10 protein-coding genes are annotated in these 18,905 nt (G+C 47.1%); 2 read left to right on the top strand and 8 right to left on the bottom strand.

Translation table 11 applies throughout. The features are described 5' to 3' along the window. Positions 1 to 47: 47 nt before the first annotated feature. The 6 genes from CLV42_RS03755 to CLV42_RS03730 form a co-directional block, all read right to left on the bottom strand. Complete coding sequence (locus CLV42_RS03755; RefSeq protein WP_170117378.1) at positions 48 to 6,170, bottom strand: alpha-2-macroglobulin family protein; 6,123 nt, start codon at positions 6,168 to 6,170, stop codon at positions 48 to 50. A gap of 220 nt (positions 6,171 to 6,390) precedes the next feature. Beyond that, positions 6,391 to 7,272 (bottom strand): succinate--CoA ligase subunit alpha, encoded by an 882-nt coding sequence (sucD, locus tag CLV42_RS03750; RefSeq protein ID WP_106600534.1) that lies wholly within the window; start codon positions 7,270 to 7,272, stop codon positions 6,391 to 6,393. 64 nt (positions 7,273 to 7,336) lie between these two features. Further along, entirely contained in the window at positions 7,337 to 8,140 is an 804-nt protein-coding gene (locus CLV42_RS03745; RefSeq protein WP_106600533.1) for an ABC transporter ATP-binding protein, read from the bottom strand. Positions 8,141 to 8,217: 77 nt separating this feature from the next. Then, the gene (locus CLV42_RS03740) at positions 8,218 to 8,961 is read right to left on the bottom strand and encodes an MlaE family ABC transporter permease (RefSeq protein ID WP_106600532.1); all 744 of its coding nucleotides are present in this window, start codon (positions 8,959 to 8,961) and stop codon (positions 8,218 to 8,220) included. 56 nt (positions 8,962 to 9,017) lie between these two features. Continuing rightward, complete coding sequence (locus CLV42_RS03735) at positions 9,018 to 10,049, bottom strand: hypothetical protein (protein ID WP_106600531.1); 1,032 nt, start codon at positions 10,047 to 10,049, stop codon at positions 9,018 to 9,020. 112 nt (positions 10,050 to 10,161) lie between these two features. Continuing rightward, positions 10,162 to 12,444, bottom strand: coding sequence for an NADP-dependent malic enzyme (locus CLV42_RS03730; RefSeq protein ID WP_106600530.1), 2,283 nt, complete (start codon positions 12,442 to 12,444; stop codon positions 10,162 to 10,164). Between the two features lie 121 nt (positions 12,445 to 12,565). Here CLV42_RS03730 and CLV42_RS03725 point away from each other — a divergent pair, with 121 nt between their 5' ends. Continuing rightward, on the top strand, positions 12,566 to 13,006 hold the full coding sequence (locus tag CLV42_RS03725; RefSeq protein ID WP_106600529.1) for a DUF4293 domain-containing protein: 441 nt from the start codon (positions 12,566 to 12,568) through the stop codon (positions 13,004 to 13,006). Between the two features lie 83 nt (positions 13,007 to 13,089). On the opposite strand, the gene uvrA is transcribed toward CLV42_RS03725, so the two are convergent. After that, positions 13,090 to 15,906: an excinuclease ABC subunit UvrA gene (uvrA, locus tag CLV42_RS03720; RefSeq protein WP_245901447.1), complete on the bottom strand. Its 2,817-nt coding sequence runs from the start codon at positions 15,904 to 15,906 to the stop codon at positions 13,090 to 13,092. Positions 15,907 to 16,234: 328 nt separating this feature from the next. Here uvrA and CLV42_RS03715 point away from each other — a divergent pair, with 328 nt between their 5' ends. After that, positions 16,235 to 16,807 carry a sigma-70 family RNA polymerase sigma factor gene (locus tag CLV42_RS03715; protein ID WP_089834381.1) on the top strand — a complete coding sequence of 191 codons (573 nt, stop codon included), beginning with the start codon at positions 16,235 to 16,237 and terminating at the stop codon, positions 16,805 to 16,807. Positions 16,808 to 17,194: 387 nt separating this feature from the next. On the opposite strand, the gene CLV42_RS03710 is transcribed toward CLV42_RS03715, so the two are convergent. Further along, positions 17,195 to 18,397: a thiolase family protein gene (locus CLV42_RS03710; RefSeq protein WP_106600722.1), complete on the bottom strand. Its 1,203-nt coding sequence runs from the start codon at positions 18,395 to 18,397 to the stop codon at positions 17,195 to 17,197. Positions 18,398 to 18,905: the final 508 nt, after the last annotated feature.

Below are 18,905 nucleotides of genomic sequence, written 5' to 3'. Positions count from 1 at the left end.
CAAAACCCTTTCCAGATCAGCGTTTTATAAAAATGACATTATAGCGATCACTCCACTACCTTCACCCTTATCCCCTCACTATGCGCACTAAACTCCGGCGCATACATACACTGTGCAGTAGTGATCCCATTACTGAAGTTCCCCTGATGTGTCACGAACAAAGTATACTCAAACACATAAGTTCCTTTTCTCAAACTGCTAAAGAAGAAATTAGTGCTTGCATCCTTCGTGCTTTCGTAATAGCTCACACCATTCTGCCATTTAGACTCACTGATCACATTCTGCGGTTCGAAACAAGCCGCACGCATGTCTTTCAGGTGGATATATTCCATATCACGGTCAGATTTCATCACGATACGTACCTTCACTTTGTCACCCACTTTAAGGCTGTTACCATCTTCAATGGTAGTCAATACAGGACCATTAGCTGTATTCCTTTCTATGAACAATTGTTTCTCCAGTTTCAGCGGAGTCTCTGCCGAAGTGATCTTATCCAGTTGTTCGAAATACTGCCAGTACACAGCGCCCCATGACGGCTGACCTTTACTGCCTTTCACCGTTACTGCGATATTCCCCATGGCAGGTTTCACTTCGTTGGTATTGAAACGCTTTTTAAAGTAACCAGTACCTGCCTCTGTTTTTTCTTTCTCACTGCTCACAGTTACGCTACCTGCTTTGATATCTATTTCCGGTGTAGCGGCTAACCAGTTACTACCACCCAGCAGCATTGCATAACATGCGTCAGCTGTAGCTTTGGTGGTATTCCAGTTATTGGTTTGTTTGTTCTTGAGCAACCATGTCTTCATATCGCCGACAGCTGTGGTATCGTTGGTCACTTCTTTGAAAGCAGCGATCAGCATAGCCTGCGATTCTACAGGCGCCTGATACCACCAGTAACCACCACGTAGCTCTTTCCAGGTCATTCCCAGTTCATCGTTGTTAATAGCGCGTTCTTTTAATGAGTTGATGATCTCAGTAGCGGTTTTAACATCACCACCTTTCTTCAGTGCGATCGCCAGCATCGCCTGCGGATATACATCCATCTTCATCCAGTATTTCTTAGCCTGTGCGAGGTAATACAGATAGGCTTCACGATATGCACCGGCAACCTCTTCACCTTTAAACAGACTGCGTGTATACAAATAGTGCGCTTCAATATACCCGATCCACTGAGCATTCATATCTGCCTTATCTTGTTTCAGACTGCGATAAGTTACATCAATCGCTCTGTCAATATAATTGAGACCTTTGGTGATCATGCTTCTCGCTTCATCTTCATTTTTCAATGCACCCACTTCACGTAAGCGACCGAAACCAGCGATGATATATTGGGTGATGTAACGGTCTTCCCACATACCATTAAACCATGGGAAAGCCCCATTCCCCATCTGACGTTCCACCAGCTGATTCACTGCTCTCTGTTGTTCGCTGCTCATACGTTGCAGATCGAATAACAAAGCTATGCGTTTCTTCTGTTCAGATTCATTCTTTGCTTCCAGCACCCATGGCGTTTCCTGTAACAATACTGCTTTCAGTTCCTCATTCTTCTGCAAGTTGCTCTGCAATGCAGATGTATCTGTAGTACGCCATTTCTCAAAAATGTTCTTCACACCAGGTAATGCATTGACAATGTAAGTAGCCAGTGTATTTGCATAGAACCTGTTGAAGATCTGTTCAGAACATTCATATGGATATTCCATCAGGTAAGGCAGTGCCTGCACTGCATACCAGGCGGGATTACCAGAGAACTCCAATGTGAAGGAATGCTGTTGTAAAGTTTCAGAGTCGCCGCTCTTTAACAGCTTAGGCATCGTGAATGTACGGGTACCATCGCCACGCATAGACAACGGTAATGTCTCAGTTACCAGCGTACTATTAGTCAATACAGGTAATGCATTTTCCTCACCATCGCTGTAGATACCGGATTGTGCTACCACACGGTATACGAGTGAACTGTTGAAGTTGAATGGGATCTGTACCGGGAAACTCACTGCTGTACTCTGCCCTTTCTCCACAGTGAAATGCTGTACAGGGAACAGGTTCTGGAACCATCCATCCACAGGCTGCATAGTCCTTGCATCCAGCAGTTCAAGTCTTGCTTCTCCTTTCAGTGTACTATCTGCCAGGTTGCTGATCTTGGCAGAGAACTCCATCCTATCGCCCTCACGCATGAAACGCGGTGCATTCGGCTGTACCATCAGCGGTTTCTGTGTTACGATACTGGTTTCTGCCATACCGAAAGCAGCGTCCTTTGTATGCGCAAGAGACAGGAAGCGCCAGCGGGTCAATGCTTCCGGCACTGTAAAGTCGAAACTAATATTGCCATCTTTATCTGTATGCAGTTCAGGCAGGAAGAATGCTGTTTCGTTGAAGTTTTTACGCGGTTGAATATTGTCGGCAGGTTTAGAAATACCGCTGCCATTCTGATCCAATGCTTTAGCTGAATCTTCTGCTTTTGCCCCTCCGGTTTGCTCCAATGAAGCCACTTTCTTAGCATCAACAACTTCCATATCAGCCTTCACCATCGCCGGTGCAGGCGCCGGCAGAGCTTTCGACACAGCGGCTTCAGCCATGACAGCGCCCGGTCTTGCTCCGGATAGCTTACCATACATTCTGCGTCGAATGCCCTCAGAATATCCCACAATGCTCACTTCCTTATCATCCAGCAATAAATATGCACCTGACAAATACCAGCCAAACCAATTCAGGTCATCATACGCGAAGGCTGGCAGTTCTGGTCTGCTCTTACGGGTAATGTCATCCCGGTTAATAGACATTGTTCTCTTAAAGTTGTCTTCCGCTGTCCAGAAGCGGAAAGCATACAGTTCCGGCATTACTGAAGGTACAGACCAGTCTTGTCTGCGGAATTCATCCAGCGATGCATCAAACATAGAAGCCACCATTTCAGCAGCTACCTGCTCTCCTTTATAACCTTTGATCTTTACCTGCCACTTCTCTTTTTCTCCAGGTAATAATTTATCACGATGAGAAGCAATCGTTACATCCAATTGTTTATTCGACCATGGCACGTTGACGGTTTCTGCCAGTGTATATACCCTGTTATCTTTTACAAAAGCATACTGGAATACCGCATTGCCCCTGTCGGATTCTAAAGCTGTATAATCTCTGTTCTCAATCGTTCCGTTGATATTAAAACTACTGAAGGCTTCTTTCTTCTCTGACTGCGTTAACAGTTGCAGTACATGTACATCCGTGGCAGAGGAACCGATACGGATCTGTTTTTTCTCTCCTGGCTCTACAGGCTTTGCATCTGCATATTTCCATACATATACAGGGTAAGATAATTTCTTCTCCGACAGATCTACCACTTCAAACACCTGCTTCTGCACTACTTCTTCACCATATTTATCTTTGGTACTTGCTTTCAGCTCATACCATCCTGCAGCTAATTTTTCTTTCGCCAGATGTACATTGCCTTTTTCACTGGTAGTAACCGATTGTGTCAGCACCGCCTGTTCCCTTATCCAGCTTTCATTGTTATCTTCATCATTATAGATGTCATGCGGGAATGCTTTTTCGTACGCTTCCTGTGGTATCACAAACTGGTCAGGTTTAGCCCAGTATCTGCTGCGCAATAAACGTGCAGGCGGTTTTACCGGACTTACACTCACTGCTACTTCTGCAGCTTCGAATGAGCCATTGAGATTTTGTGTGATGATCTTAACAGAATCGAGGTCTTTCTGCAATACAGTACCCGGCAGATTCAATTTAATTTCCAACGCCTGGTAACCGGCACTTACCATCTGGTCTCCACTATGTGTCTCTCCATTGATATCAGTAACAGTAGCAGAAACAGCATATGAGAATACAGGTTTCAGTGCAGCGGGTACTTTGAGATCAGGCAGTGCTGGGAAAGTAATGCTGAAAGTACCATCCGCGGCCGTCTTTACCTCTCCATGAACGATCTCGCGGGACTCACTCTGGAATGGCATTCTCCACATCAGCCATGGATAAGGGAAACGTGCTCTCCTGGTTACACGGTATTGCACCTGTGCACCATCTATATTGTTTCCAGCATAAGCCAATGCTTTACCCGTGACTTTTACTGAATCGTTCACACGATAGGTACCTTTCACCGGCTCAAATTCCACATAGAATTTCGGACGCTTATACTCTTCCACCTGGAAAGCAGTATATGCAATCCCGCCGGTTTCCTGCAGGTGGAATTCACCATTCAGGCGTCCTGTTGGCAATGTGAATTTACCTGAGTAAGCACCGTATTCATTCGTTGTTACGGTAAGTGTATCTACCAACTCTCCATTCACATCATACAACTCTACCTTTGTCTTCAGCCCAGGCATCACTTTACTCTTTGCACCACCAGGATTAGCGGTCAGCGCAATCCCTTTAAAATAGAGTGTCTGACCCGGACGGTAAATAGCCCTGTCTGTGAAAATAAAGCTGTTATGCTGGTCTTTTAACTCGTTTGACTGTTGCTGATACTTATAGTTGTATACGTACTTAAAATCGTCTATAAACAGCTGGTCCTCGCCATTCTTCCATTCCAGTCTTACATTCTGACGTTTGTTATCCCAATTCACGTCTATCACACCATCTTTATTAGCGGTGTAAGTCTGCAACTGTGTTAACTTACTGGCCCTTCCGCTTTCATTATGGCCCCAGACGGTCAGTTTTGTACCTGGCAGCGGTTGACCTGTTTGCCTGTGCAGGGTGTAATACCTGCTGGTGATATCGTCTTCATTATATTCGCGTAGTATATAACTGATGTTCGACACATGGATGAACTGTATCGCCAACAGATTCTCACGTAAGCTAAAATCCTTATTCACACTGGCGATCACCATATATAGACCCAAGGGCAACGCATCTATTTTTATCTCTGCTGCATGCTCCCTGAAATCTGCTGATCCTGTCATGGCCTGTTCCCATGTCTTCAATGGCTGTTTGCCTACAATTGAACGCCAGTATTTATTGGTCGTATCGCGATAGTCCTCCTGGGCTTCACGCAGCGAGTTACGGAAAGCCTCATCGATGCGTACCACTCTCAGATAGATCTTGTCTGTATTCCTGTAAGTCACCAGTGTGCGGAAAGGCATATCCGGCAGGTTAACCAGTTCCGTTTCCAACCTGAGCGCTTCCCCTTTGATGCCCTGCAGCAGGTCGAAACAGCTTGCGCCGCCCACAGAAACAGGCGCCAGTGCTATCGCCTTTTCACAAAGTGTTTTTGCCAGCTGCATGGCGGCTGCCGGTGTCATACCTTCTGCAACAGTGGCATCTTTTTTATTTCCTTCATTAAAATAATAATAGGCCAGCTGAGACAGCACCTGTGTCATCTCTTTCTCTCCTTCATAAGCTTTTTCCTGGGCTTTCAGCAGCTTTACATACAGCGCTTCCTTATCAGGCATCACTCCTACCTGGTTCATATAGGTGGTTCTTTCCAGGTCAAGATCAAGCAATGCAGTCTTGTCTTTAGCATGGAAACGCATCAAATCCTGCAGCAGCAATAAAGCCTTGTATTGAAGGGATGCTGAATCTGTAGTAGCAAACTTGTGTTGCATAAAAACATCCGCGGTAGCGAAAGCAGCAGGATCTGTCAGCTCAAACTGATTTTCAGGACTCGTGATCTGGCTCTCTCCTGACTTGTAATAATCCAGGGCGCGGTGAGCGACCAGGTCATATAGTGTAGGGCGCAGTTTCCGGCCATTCCCCTTACCCGCCTGCAGGATATCCTCATATTTGCTGATATCCACCTTCTTCAACGCAGGGATGTCCTGTAAAGAGGCTTCATAAGCGGCGGTTATCTCCCGGTGAAGACGCGCTTCGCTCCAGGTGGAAACATCTGTCGATGTATCACCTTTGATGTCTGTACGCTCGTATAATTGAAACCTGTTGTCCTCCAGGTAGCGTTGCAGGGTCTCCCCCTGCAGACTTTTCATAATGGCCCGGGCAGTGGGAGAAAAGGTCTGTGTCTTCCAACTTACATTCTTGTCCTTTTCATTCTTCTCCGTTTCCAGGTTAGCCACATATTTGATGCGGTAGATGTAAGTCTTCAGTAACTGTACCTCATTCTGCTGTTTCGCAGCATTCTCCGAGATCACATCCAGTTCCAGCAAAGCTGATCTGAGCAGGCCTTTCCCGTCTAATTCCTGTACCTTCTTCCAGTGGGTGTCATAGTTAAATTGGGCCATAACAGATTTACAGCTTAAAATTGAAAAAATAAAAATGGCTACGATAAGACGCATATGGGATAGCATTTGAATTTCATTTATCTCCGGAATAGGATGCGAAAAAAGTTCCTATTCCACAGGGTTCCGGTATAAAAGTCAACAAAATAACCTTGGGGACAAAAAAAATCCTCCCGACGGATGCACCCGTGGGAGGACAATATAGTACATAACCTATTGGTTATTATGCTTTCACAGTTTTCAGCACTTCCGCCATTGTCTTACCAATGTTAGCAGGGCTTTCTACTACGTGCACACCACATTCAGCCATGATCTTCATCTTGGCAGCTGCAGTATCATCAGCACCACCGATGATAGCACCAGCATGACCCATACGACGGCCCGGAGGAGCAGTCTGGCCCGCGATGAAACCAACTACAGGCTTGGTACCGTGTTCTTTGATCCATTTTGCAGCGTCAGCCTCCATGCTACCACCGATCTCACCGATCATGATGATACCTACAGTTTCAGGATCGTTCATCAGCAGCTCAACCGCATCTTTGGTAGGGGTACCAATGATCGGGTCACCACCGATACCAATAGCGGTAGAAACACCCAGACCAGCTTTAACTACCTGGTCTGCAGCCTCATATGTTAAAGTACCGGATTTGGATACGATACCGATGTTACCTTTCTTGAAAATGAAACCCGGCATGATGCCTACTTTAGCTTCTTCAGCAGTGATTACACCAGGGCAGTTAGGTCCGATCAGACGGCTCTTACGGCCAACCAGGAAGTTTTTAGCCCTGATCATATCCTGAACGGGAATGCCCTCAGTGATACATACGATCAGTTCAATACCTGCTTCGGCAGCTTCCATGATAGCGTCCGCAGCGAATCCTGGTGGAACGAAAATGATAGAAACATTCGCGCCGGTAGCCTTTACAGCATCATCTACTGTATTGAAAACCGGACGATCCAGGTGCTTGGTGCCGCCTTTTCCCGGCGTAACGCCGCCTACTACCTGCGTGCCATATTCTATCATCTGTGTGGCATGGAATGTGCCTTCTGTACCGGTAAAGCCCTGTACAATCACTTTGCTATGCTTATTAACTAAAACACTCATCGCGCTTGGTTTATTGTTTTATAATGATATCGGCAAAATTAAAGTCCTAATCCCAAATTCCAAATCAATCTTTTTTGATCCGGTTCCGCCAGTTCTGGTCCTGGAACATTTCCATCTGCCTCATCTCTTTCGCATCCCGGAGGAATTCGGATGCGAAGATAAAGTCATTCAGCTTCTCATCTTTACTGAAAACGATGTCTTTATTACTTCCCTCCCACTGTTTACGCCCCTGGTACATATATACGATATGGTCCCCGCTTTCCATTACGGTATTCATATCGTGCGTATTGATCACCGTAGTGATGTTATACTCAAGTGTTAATTCTTTGATAAGCTTGTCTATCAACAAAGAAGTCTGGGGGTCCAGACCGGAATTAGGCTCGTCACAGAACAGGTATTTAGGGTTCAGTACGATCGCCCGGGCGATTCCTACCCTCTTTTTCATCCCCCCGCTGATCTCAGCCGGGAACTTTTTTGCTGCTTCTTTTAAATTCACCCTCTCCAGGCACTCCATCACACGGGTCTTCTTTTCCCGGAGGGTACCTTTCCCGAACATATCCAGCGGGAACATCACATTCTGCTCCACCGTCATACTGTCAAACAGGGCCGATCCCTGGAAAAGCATCCCTATCTGCTGGCGGATCTCCTTCTTCTCATGCTCATTCATATTCGTAAAATCCTTCCCGTCGTACACCACCTTACCGGCATCCACCGGCATCAATCCCACCATACATTTCATCATCACCGTCTTTCCACTGCCACTGGTACCGATAATCAGGTTCACTTTCCCGGTCTCCATCACGGCAGATACATCCGGTAGAATGATCTTATCTCCAAAGCCTTTCTTAATATTAACCAATTCAATCATAAACAATTACGAATTATGAATCCGGGGCTACCAAACAGGGAATGTTCCCTTTCTGTTATCTGTAGCAGATGGATTACTTATAACAATAGTGCTGCCAGCAGGTAATCCATGAATAATATCAGCACGCAGGTTACCACCACAGCACTGGTACTTGCCTTACCGATCTCTAAAGCGCCCCCCTCCACATTATATCCATAATAGGAAGGTACACTGGCAATAATGAAGGCAAATACGAACGACTTAAACAAGGCAAAAAAGATGTTATACGCCTTGAATTCCTGTCTAAGCCCCTGCCAGTATTGTTCCGAAGATAAAATACCTCCCAGCTCACCTGCTTTCTCTCCTCCCCAGATACCCAGGAAGCCGGCAATGGAGATCAGACAAGGTATCATGATCAATGCCGCCAGGATTTTGGGTAGGATCAGGTATCCTTTTGTATTGATACCCATGATCTCCTGTGCATCTATCTGTTCAGATACACGCATATTACCCAGCTCTGAAGCTATCTTGGAACCTACTACACCTGCCAGTACGATACAAGTCAGTGTAGGTGCAAATTCAAGAATGATGGTATCCCTCACTACCTGTGCAATGGTGGATTTGGGAATGAGTGGGCTTACCAGCTGATAAGCAATCTGCAGGGTGGTCACCCCTCCCATGAACAACGAAATGATAAATACAATGCCAAACGATCCGATGCCTATATCCACACACTGCCGCATAAACTCCCGCCAGAACATTTTCATGTTTTCCGGGCGGGAAAACATGCCTTTTAGCATAAGCAGGTAGCTTCCGAAATGATGAAAGAATCTAAATTCCATAACTGGCCAAAGATAGCGAAAAATAGTCGGGACTACATAGCCCTGAAGCCGTCTGCTCATTTAAGACTTCTTACCAGTAACCGCTTCAGACTACGTTCAATGATCTCACCCATTGTCTTACAACGGGAAAACACAGGGTCATCATAGTACTCAGCCAGCTCATGACCCAGCTGGGCTACCTTTTCAGGGAATGATACCTGGTCTGTCATGATCACATCCCTGAGATCTTTTATACGGTGCCGTTGTGTCTTGATCCTCCGGGCTATTACAGAACGCTCCTCCTGCTGATACTGCTTTACCACTTCTGCGTTCAGGTGTTTCATGGCCAGCTCCACGAAGACCCGGTTCTCCTTGAAGAACTGCGGCATGTAAAGCGTCCGTTTCCCTTCATAGAACTGCTGATCAAAATCAATGGCACGTATGCGGAACTGCACATCGTCAAAGTCCTGGGTAATATCAAAAACGAAATTATAGGAACGCATATCACCCAGCAAACGCACGAAACAGCGTTCATTGAACTTCACAAACTCCTTGGCTATACGTTTTGGATTGAACTCGGGCCTGTTCAGGTAGTGAAGGATGAACTGATCGCCCGGTACACCGGCAATATGCTCTTCTACCAGCGTATTGCCATCGATCAGATAACTGATCCAGTAGGGGGATAATATATGTTCCAGCTCCAGCCCATAAATACGGGAGGCGTCTGCGATCTTGACATAAAAATAATCGTATACGTCATTGTACGTATTCCGGATCCTGATCCGGAAAGGGTGGGAATTACCGAAGGTACAATAATCGATACGTTCCACTTCCAGGTGCTCTTCTGCAGTCTGATCACCGCCCGCTTTCAGGATGGAATAGATCCTCTTCAGGCCCGCCTGTAACTGATGATACATGCTCTGCGGATAAAATACGGACTCCCATAAAGTATCCTTACCCTCCTTATCGTACACAGGAATGCTGTTATCGTAATAACGTAGCTCCTCATAAGAGATGGGCAATCTCACCTCTCTCTCATACAGTTTGAGGTATCCCCTGAATGCAGGGTTCAGCGGGAAAAAAGCTTTCTTCTTGGATATCTGCTGCATACCCAAATATCAATCAAAAAAATCAGGAATTAAGCATCCGGCATTCAATACTGCGGCGTATACCGCTGTATCAGATGCCCGATACCCAATTCCTGATCACGTATCTTTTTAGTTATTTCCCGTCGCAGCACTTATGCTGCGCATCCACCACGGCAATATTCACCATGTTCACAATAGAACGTACAGTGCTGCCCAACTGGAGGATGTGCACAGGTTTCTTCATACCCAGCAGCACCGGCCCGATGGCATCGAAGCCGGCCACTTCCTGGAGAAGATTGTATGCAATATTACCTGCTGCAAGATTAGGGAAGATCAGGGTGTTCACTTCCTGTCCCAGCAGCTCACTGAAAGGATAACTATCCTTCAGGATCTCCTGGTTGAAGGCCATAGCTGCCTGGATCTCTCCATCTACTATCAGGGTAGGATCTTTTTGTTTTACAATTTCACGCGCCCTGCTTACCAGCTGCGCTTCAGGGGTTGGACTGGAGCCGAAGTTGGAGTAAGACAACATCGCAATGCGTGGTGTGATGTTGAACTGTCTTACTTCATTGGCCACCAGCATGGTGATCTCTGCCAATTCTTCCGCCGTAGGATTGAAGTTTACGGTAGTATCTCCCAGGAACAGTGGTCCGCGCTTGGTATTGATGATATACATACCAGCCACGCGCTTCGCATTCTCCTCAGTACCGATTACCTGTAAGGCCGGACGGATGGTATCTGGGTAGTTACGTGTCAGACCAGAGATCAATGCATCTGCCTCTCCTGTTTCCACCAGCATACAGCCGAAGTAGTTACGCTCACGCATTACCTTTTTTGCTTCATACTGATTGAAACCTTTACGCTGGCGTTTTTTGAAGAAGAGTTCTCCAAACTGATGACGTTTATCGTGCATCTCATCGCTCTTCGGATCGATGATCACTGTGTCGTCCAGTTCAATACCATTTTCAGCTGCCAGGTTACGGATACGCAGTTCATTACCCAACAGGATCGGGTAGGCAATACCTTCTTCTCTCACCACCTGCGATGCTTTCAGCACCTTCAGATTGTCTGCTTCTGCAAATACCACCTTACGTGGGTCCTGACGGGCTTTGGTACCAATCACACGGAACAGCTGGTTATCCAGTCCGAGGCGTTTATTCAGTACTTCTATGTAGGCCTCCCAGTCGGTAATAGGCAGCTGGGCTACGCCGCTATCCATAGCAGCACGGGCTACTGCAGGCGCCACATGGCTCAGCAAACGGGGATCCAGTGGTTTTGGAATGATATATCTTGGTCCGAAGAAGAGGTTCTTTTCATTATAAGCCAGGTTCACGATATCGGGTACAGATTCCTTGGCCAGTTCTGCCAGGGCGTGTACCGCCGCCAGCTTCATTTCTTCATTGATCTGAGTGGCACGTACGTCCAGCGCTCCGCGGAAGATGTACGGGAAACCCAATACATTGTTCACCTGGTTAGGATGATCGGAACGGCCTGTTGCCATAATCACATCCGGACGGGAGCCAATAGCCAGATCATAAGCAATCTCCGGATCAGGATTCGCCATCGCGAAGACGATCGGGTTCTTTGCCATGCTCTTGATCATATTGGGCGTTACTACGTTCCCTACGGATAAGCCTACAAATACATCCGCATCTTTCAAGGCTTCTGCCAGCTCTGTCACCTTCGAGGCCGTGGCAAACTGTTTATGCATTTCTGACAGGTTAGGACGGGAAGTATTGATCACACCATCCTTGTCAAACATGATGACATTCTCCCTCTTAACACCCAGGGCCACATACAGCTTTACACAAGCCATAGCTGCTGCCCCGGCGCCATTCACTACGATACGGACTTTATCGATCTTCTTTTTTACCAGCTCCAGGGCATTCAGCAGGGCTGCACTGGAAATGATGGCTGTACCGTGCTGGTCATCGTGCATGATAGGGATCTTCAGTTCCTTTTTCAGGCGCTCTTCGATCTCAAAACATTCCGGACTCTTGATATCTTCCAGGTTGATACCTCCAAAGGTCGGTTCCATTGCTTTCACAACCTGTACAAACTCGTCTACATTCTTAGTATTCAACTCAATATCAAACACATCGATATCTGCAAATATCTTGAACAATACCGCTTTCCCCTCCATCACGGGTTTACCGGCTTCAGGGCCGATATCTCCCAGGCCCAACACCGCTGTACCGTTACTGATCACCGCGACCAGGTTACCCTTGGCGGTATATTTGTACACATTTTCTACGTCTCTGTTGATTTCCTTACAAGGTTCAGCTACTCCGGGTGAGTAGGCCAGGGATAGGTCCCATTGTGTCTTGGTGTTCTTTGTAGGTATTACTTCGATTTTTCCAGGCCGCCCCAATGCATGGTAATCCAATGCATCCTGCTTGTTCTGTTTTCTTGCCATTTCAATAAAAGATTGTTCTTGGGCGTGCAATATACGAAGTATTAAAAGAACAGGCACTAGCACAAAAGAGTAGGTTCACAATATTTACTTATTTTTACCGTGATTAATCTCCCTGACAAACATGATACAACGCATTCAAAGTCTTTATCTTCTATTAGCCGCAGCGGCCGGTATAGCTACCTGGTTCCTGAACATCTGGAAAGCGGTATTAAGCGACGGAACCCTGACATATTTTAAAGCCCAGTCCAGCTTCATTGTATTCGTAATCTATATGCTCATCGTTGCACTGGCGCTCTTCTGCATCTTCCTGTTCAAGAACCGTAAGCTGCAGTTCCGGCTCACCGTATTAAATATCTTCCTGGCAATTGCATCCATTGCCCTGCAATACTTTGAAGTGCTGAGTACAGCCAACAAACTGCAGGAAGGAGGTAAACATATTTCTGATGCCTCTTATTTACCCGGCGCTTTTCTGCCCATATTGATCCTGATCTTCCTCTTTATGGCCGCAAGAGGCATCTATAAAGATGAGAAACTGATCAAATCACTGGACAGATTGAGATAAAAGACCCCCATAAACAGATTAAATAAAAATGCTGCGAAGAATATCTCCGCAGCATTTTTTATGCTTCTTCATGCAATAAAGACTTAAAGATATTTGCCCGTATAACTTTCCTTCACGTTTTTCAATCCCTCCGGCAATCCTGTGTACAGCAGCTGTCCGCCACCGGCGCCTCCTTCAGGCCCCAGATCGATCACCCAGTCAGCACTGCGGATCACGTCAATGTTATGTTCAATGACCAGCACGGTATGTCCCTGTTCAATAAGTGCATTGAAGGATGCCAGTAACTTCTTGATATCATGGAAATGCAGACCAGTGGTTGGTTCATCAAAGATGAACAGTATATGTCCCTGTGCCTTTCCTTTACCCAGGAAGGAAGCCAGTTTCACACGCTGTGCCTCACCACCGCTGAGGGTATCGCTGCTCTGCCCCAGTTTCACATAACCCAGGCCCACGTCGCTCAGCGGACGGATCTTATTACAAACATCTTTTTCATCTTTGAAAAAATCCAGGGATTCCTCCACGCTCATTTCCAGTACATCGTAGATGTTCTTGTTCTTATAGGTTACTTCCAGTACCTCGTCTTTGAAACGTTTACCACCGCAGCTTTCGCATTGCAGATGTACATCCGCGAGGAACTGCATTTCAACGATCACTTCCCCTTCTCCCTTACAGGCATCACAACGGCCTCCGTCTACGTTGAAGGAAAAATGTTTAGGCTGGAAACCGCGCATCTTGCTCAGCGGCTGCTTTGCAAACAGGTCGCGGATCTCGTCATATGCCTTGATATAGGTTACGGGGTTAGAACGGGACGATTTACCGATCGGGTTCTGGTCTACCATCTCGATCTGGGTGATATCATCTACCGCACCTTTCAGGGCCCGATGTTGTCCTACGCGTTCTGCAAACTCTCCCTTCAGCTTCATGAGGGCAGGATACAATATCTGTTTCACCAGTGTCGTCTTCCCAGAGCCACTCACACCGCTCACGACTGTCAGCACCTGTAATGGGAAGTCTACATCAATGTTCTTCAGATTATGTTGACGGCAGCCTTCCAGTGTAATCGCCTTTTTCCACTTACGGGTATGAGCCGGCGGCTCTATGCTGAGCTGTCCGCTCAGGTATTTTCCTGTCAGGCTTTTGGTATCTTTTAATATCTGCTGATAATTCCCTGCAAAGATCACTTCCCCTCCCAGGTGACTGGCCAGCGGTCCCATATCGATGATATAGTCCGCCTCTTCCATCATCATTTCATCATGCTCTACCACTACAACGGTGTTACCCAGATCACGCAGTTCCTTCAGTACATTGATCAGGCGATGGGTATCGCGTGCATGCAGACCAATGCTCGGTTCATCGAGGATGTACATAGAGTTGGTCAGGTTACTGCCCAGCGAGCGGGTCAGCTGTATACGCTGGCTTTCTCCTCCACTCAGTGTATTAGCTACACGGTTGAGGGTGAGGTAGCCCAAACCTACATCCAGTAAGGTCTTCAGACGGTGCTCAATTTCCACCAGGATCCTTTTCGCTACCTGCTGGTCGTATTCACTTAGCTCCAGTTTTTTGAACCAGGCATTCAGGTCGCTTACCGGCATATCCACCAGGTTAGCGATGTTCACTCCGCCTATTTTGATATACAATGCTTCTTTCCTGAGACGGCCACCACCACACTCATGGCAGGTAGTACGGCCACGGTAGCGGGATTGCAGTACACGGTATTGCACCTTGTACAGGTTCTGCTCTACCATTTTGAAAAACTCATTCAGCCCATAGAAATGCTCGTTGCCTGTCCACAACAGCTGGTATTGCTCCTCTGTAAGATCAACTATCGGCTTGTGGATGGGGAAATTGAACTTCCTGGCGGCTTTGATCAGCGCTTCCTTGTATTCGCCCATCTTCTCTCCTCTCCAGGGAGCGATGGCGTTTTCATATACACTCAGTCGTTTGTCGGGAATCACGAGGTCGGCGTCAATGCCCAGCACCTGCCCAAAACCTTCACAAACGGGGCAGGCCCCGTAAGGGTTATTGAAGGAGAACAGGTTGGGAACCGGCTCTTCGAACTGCATACCGTCCAGCTCAAAGCGGTTGGAGAAGTGTTTCATTTCTCCGCCATTCACTTCCACCAGGCAGTCGCCCTCACTCTCGTAGAATGCGGTCTGTACGCTATCCGCAATACGGTGTAGGTCGTCTTCCTCAAACGCTTTCGCCACCAGACGGTCTACCAGCAGGTATACCTCCTTAGGCAAAGCAGGTTTCTTTTCGTCCAGCAGCTCTTCGATACGCAATAGGGTGCCGCCGTCCTTCTCTTTCGCATACAGACGGGAGAAGCCTTTCTGCATGAGGATCTGCAATTCCTCCTTCACGTCACGTTTGGCATGACGGCGGAAGGTGACAAGCAGTTGTATCTTGGAGCCGGAAGGCAGTTTTTTGATAAAGTCCACCACATCGCTCACCTCGTGTTTTTTCACCAGCTGACCGGAAATGGGGGAATATGTTTTGCCGACACGGGCAAAGAACAGGCGGAGGTAATCGTATATTTCTGTCATTGAGCCCACGGTAGAACGGGGCGTACGGGTAATCACCTTCTGTTCGATGGCAATGGCAGGGCAAATACCCTTGATATAATCGACATCAGGTTTGTTCATTCTCATGAGGAACTGGCGGGCGTAGGAGCTGAGGCTTTCCGCATAACGGCGTTGTCCTTCAGCATACAATGTGTCCATGGTCAGTGAAGACTTTCCTGAACCGGATACTCCCGTCACGACTACCAGCTTACTCCTGGGGATGCCTACGCTCACATTTTTGAGGTTATGAACGCGAGCGCCTTTAATGAAAATCTGATCTTGTGTACTAACTGACTGATCGTCAATTATTGTTTCCGTTTTCTTCACTTTAGTAGCCATAATGGATGCAAAAATACCGAAAGTAAACCAATCCGGGGTAATTCCATTATACCTGAATGTGTTATATGCTATGCAGGAAACCTACCACCATCCATCAATACAACGGATTGCAGCATATATTAAATCAGCTGAAAATTGCACGAAGGAGGGATTGTTTTATTGAACTTTTACATTATATTTGCATTAGATGAGAATTGAAGGCCACTTCAGATTCTATTTTACCAAACTAAAAACTACCTATTATAGCATAAACTCTACACATTTTCCTACGACTGTCACAAGTCCTATTTTTATTATAAACCCGCTATTGTAGAAGTTTATGCAAATAATGTACAAACTAAGTGATGAGCAACTGATTACTCTTTTCAAAAAGGGTCATGCTTCCGCATTGGAAGAATTAGTGCACAGGCACAAAGATAAGCTCTATACCTCTATCGTATTACTTGTGAAAGACGCATTCCTGGCTGAAGATATATTCCAGGACACCTTTATTAAGATCATAGATACCATTAGAGCTGAACGCTATACTGAAAAAGGAAAGTTCCTCCCCTGGGCCATGCGTATTGCGCATAACCTCTGTGTGGACCACTTCCGTAAGATCAAGCGTACGCCTATCATCAAGACCAGTGACGACAAAGATATTTTCAACGTACTGAATTTCAGTGAAAGCAGTGCGGAAGACAAGATGATCACAGCACAAAGCCACGACCGTGTGAGAAGAATGCTGGATATGCTGCCGGAAGAACAACGGGAAGTGATCATTCTCCGCCACTATGCTGATCTGAGTTTTAAAGAGATAGCAGACCTCACCCAGGTGAGTATCAATACCGCATTAGGCCGTATGAGATATGGTCTGATCAATCTCCGGAAGATGATGACGGAGAAGCAGATTTGTTTGTAATCCTTTTTTTGCTTGCCATCGACGGGCGGCCGGGAGACTCCGACCGCCCGTTCTTAGTTTTACACCAACCTTCGCAAGGTCATTCGAACTAAGCTCAGAGAGGGCGCATAACTGCCTTTAACAGTGTAATGCCAACCCGGTGGAGAAATACCTCCGGTCCCTTACCTCGTGCCGGGGGGCGTAACAGGGAAATCTTTGCGGGATGTCCCGTAGATGCGTCGTGTATGAAGCATGTATAAGCCCACTCCTCATCAGGTTATGAACACGAGCGCATTCAATGAAAATCCGGTCTAACTAACTAACTGATCGGCACTAGAAGATATCGGATCGGGCTAACGGGATCAATAAAAAAGCCCGGCCATAGCCAGGCTTTCTATTTGCAGGAACTTATTTCAGATTCTCATAGATCATAGCCGCTCCCTGGCCGACTCCCACACACATCGTTGTCAGCCCGTACTTCGCTTCCGGCCTCCGCTGCAGCTCATGCATCAGTGTTGCCGCAATCCTCGCGCCCGTACATCCCAAAGGATGTCCTATCGCAATGGAGCCACCATTCACATTGACTTTCGCCTCGTCCAGTCCCAGGTCGCGGATACAAGCCAGCGCCTGTACAGCAAATGCTTCATTCAGCTCTATCAGGTCCAGCTGCCCAACCGTCAAACCTGCACGGCGCAGCGCTTTCTGTGTAGCCGGCACAGGGCCAATACCCATGATAGACGGATCAACACCCGCTACTGCCATGGCTTTGATCTGCATCAGCGGTTTAAGATTATATTGTTTCAGCGCCTGTTCAGACACTACCAGCACCACGGAAGCGCCGTCATTGATACCGGCAGAATTACCAGCGGTTACGCTGCCATCTTTGGCAAAGGCGGGCCTTAATCCCGCGAGTTTCTCCAGTGAAGTCTCCCTTGGTGGCTCATCGTCAGAGATGATCACCTGGCCCTGTTTATTCGGAGTAATAGGAACCGGGATAATTTCCGCAGCCCATTTCCCTGCCGCATAAGCTTCTTTATATCTCACCTGGCTCTGTAAGGCAAAACGGTCTTGCTCCTCCCGGCTGATATTCCATTGACGGGCAACATTTTCCGCTGTTTCTCCCATGGAATAGGGATGATACATCTCTGCCAGTTTGCTATTGGTAAAACGCCAGCCAATGGTAGAATCATATATTTCCGTCTTCCGGCTGAAAGCACCGTCAGCCTTCGGCATCACCAATGGCGCACGGGTCATGCTCTCTACACCTCCCGCCAGGTATACATCCCCGTCTCCACACATGATGGCCCTGGCTGCATCCATAATAGCCTGCATACCGGAAGCACAGAGGCGGTTCACGGTATTGCCCGGTACGGTTACCGGTAAACCCGCCAATAAAGCCGCCATCCTGGCTACATCCCGGTTATCTTCGCCGGCCTGGTTGGTAGCACCTGCTATAACATCCTCAATACCAGCAGGATCAAGCGTTGGATTGCGTTGTAAAATTGATTTTATGAGAAGGGCCAGCATATCGTCAGGCCTTACGGAACTGAGAACCCCGCCATAACGGCCTATTGGGGTACGCACCGCATCTACTATATAGGCAGCTTGCATTGCTTGATGGATTGCTTTGGTTAATAAAGGGTGTAAATGTAGGGGAAAGCGGGGTAATACCAATGCAGGGCCTTTCATTCCCCTGCGATAAAGCTTTTATTCGCTCAGGATATACTTGAGGTTCGGTGGAGGCTATATCCTATAGGCCCATTACTATAGCATCATAGGCACTTCCTATAGCCACGGCTATAGAAAAGTGCCTGTAAAGTAGGACTAGAGAGCCTATAGGATATAGCCTCTACCGAACCTCCACCGAATCTCTGGCAAGGAACAAACGCCATTAAACAAACCATAATACGCCTGCCGTGGCGGGTCAGGTGTTTGGAATATAGATGACAACTCCGGGGCATGGGAATTACAATGGAATCATCCGCGGCAATAGTAACGCGGGGAGCAACCCCGATGAACGGAATTATCCACAACAGAATCATTCGCGGCAATAGGACTCCGCTAGGAGTCCCATTGTTTGTAGCGCGGGGTGACAACCCCGGGGACGGAATAATAACAA

Origin of the sequence: Chitinophaga ginsengisoli (assembly GCF_003014595.1) — a bacterium.
Classification (GTDB): domain Bacteria; phylum Bacteroidota; class Bacteroidia; order Chitinophagales; family Chitinophagaceae; genus Chitinophaga; species Chitinophaga ginsengisoli.
This window is presented reverse-complemented; position numbering and strand designations above follow the sequence as displayed.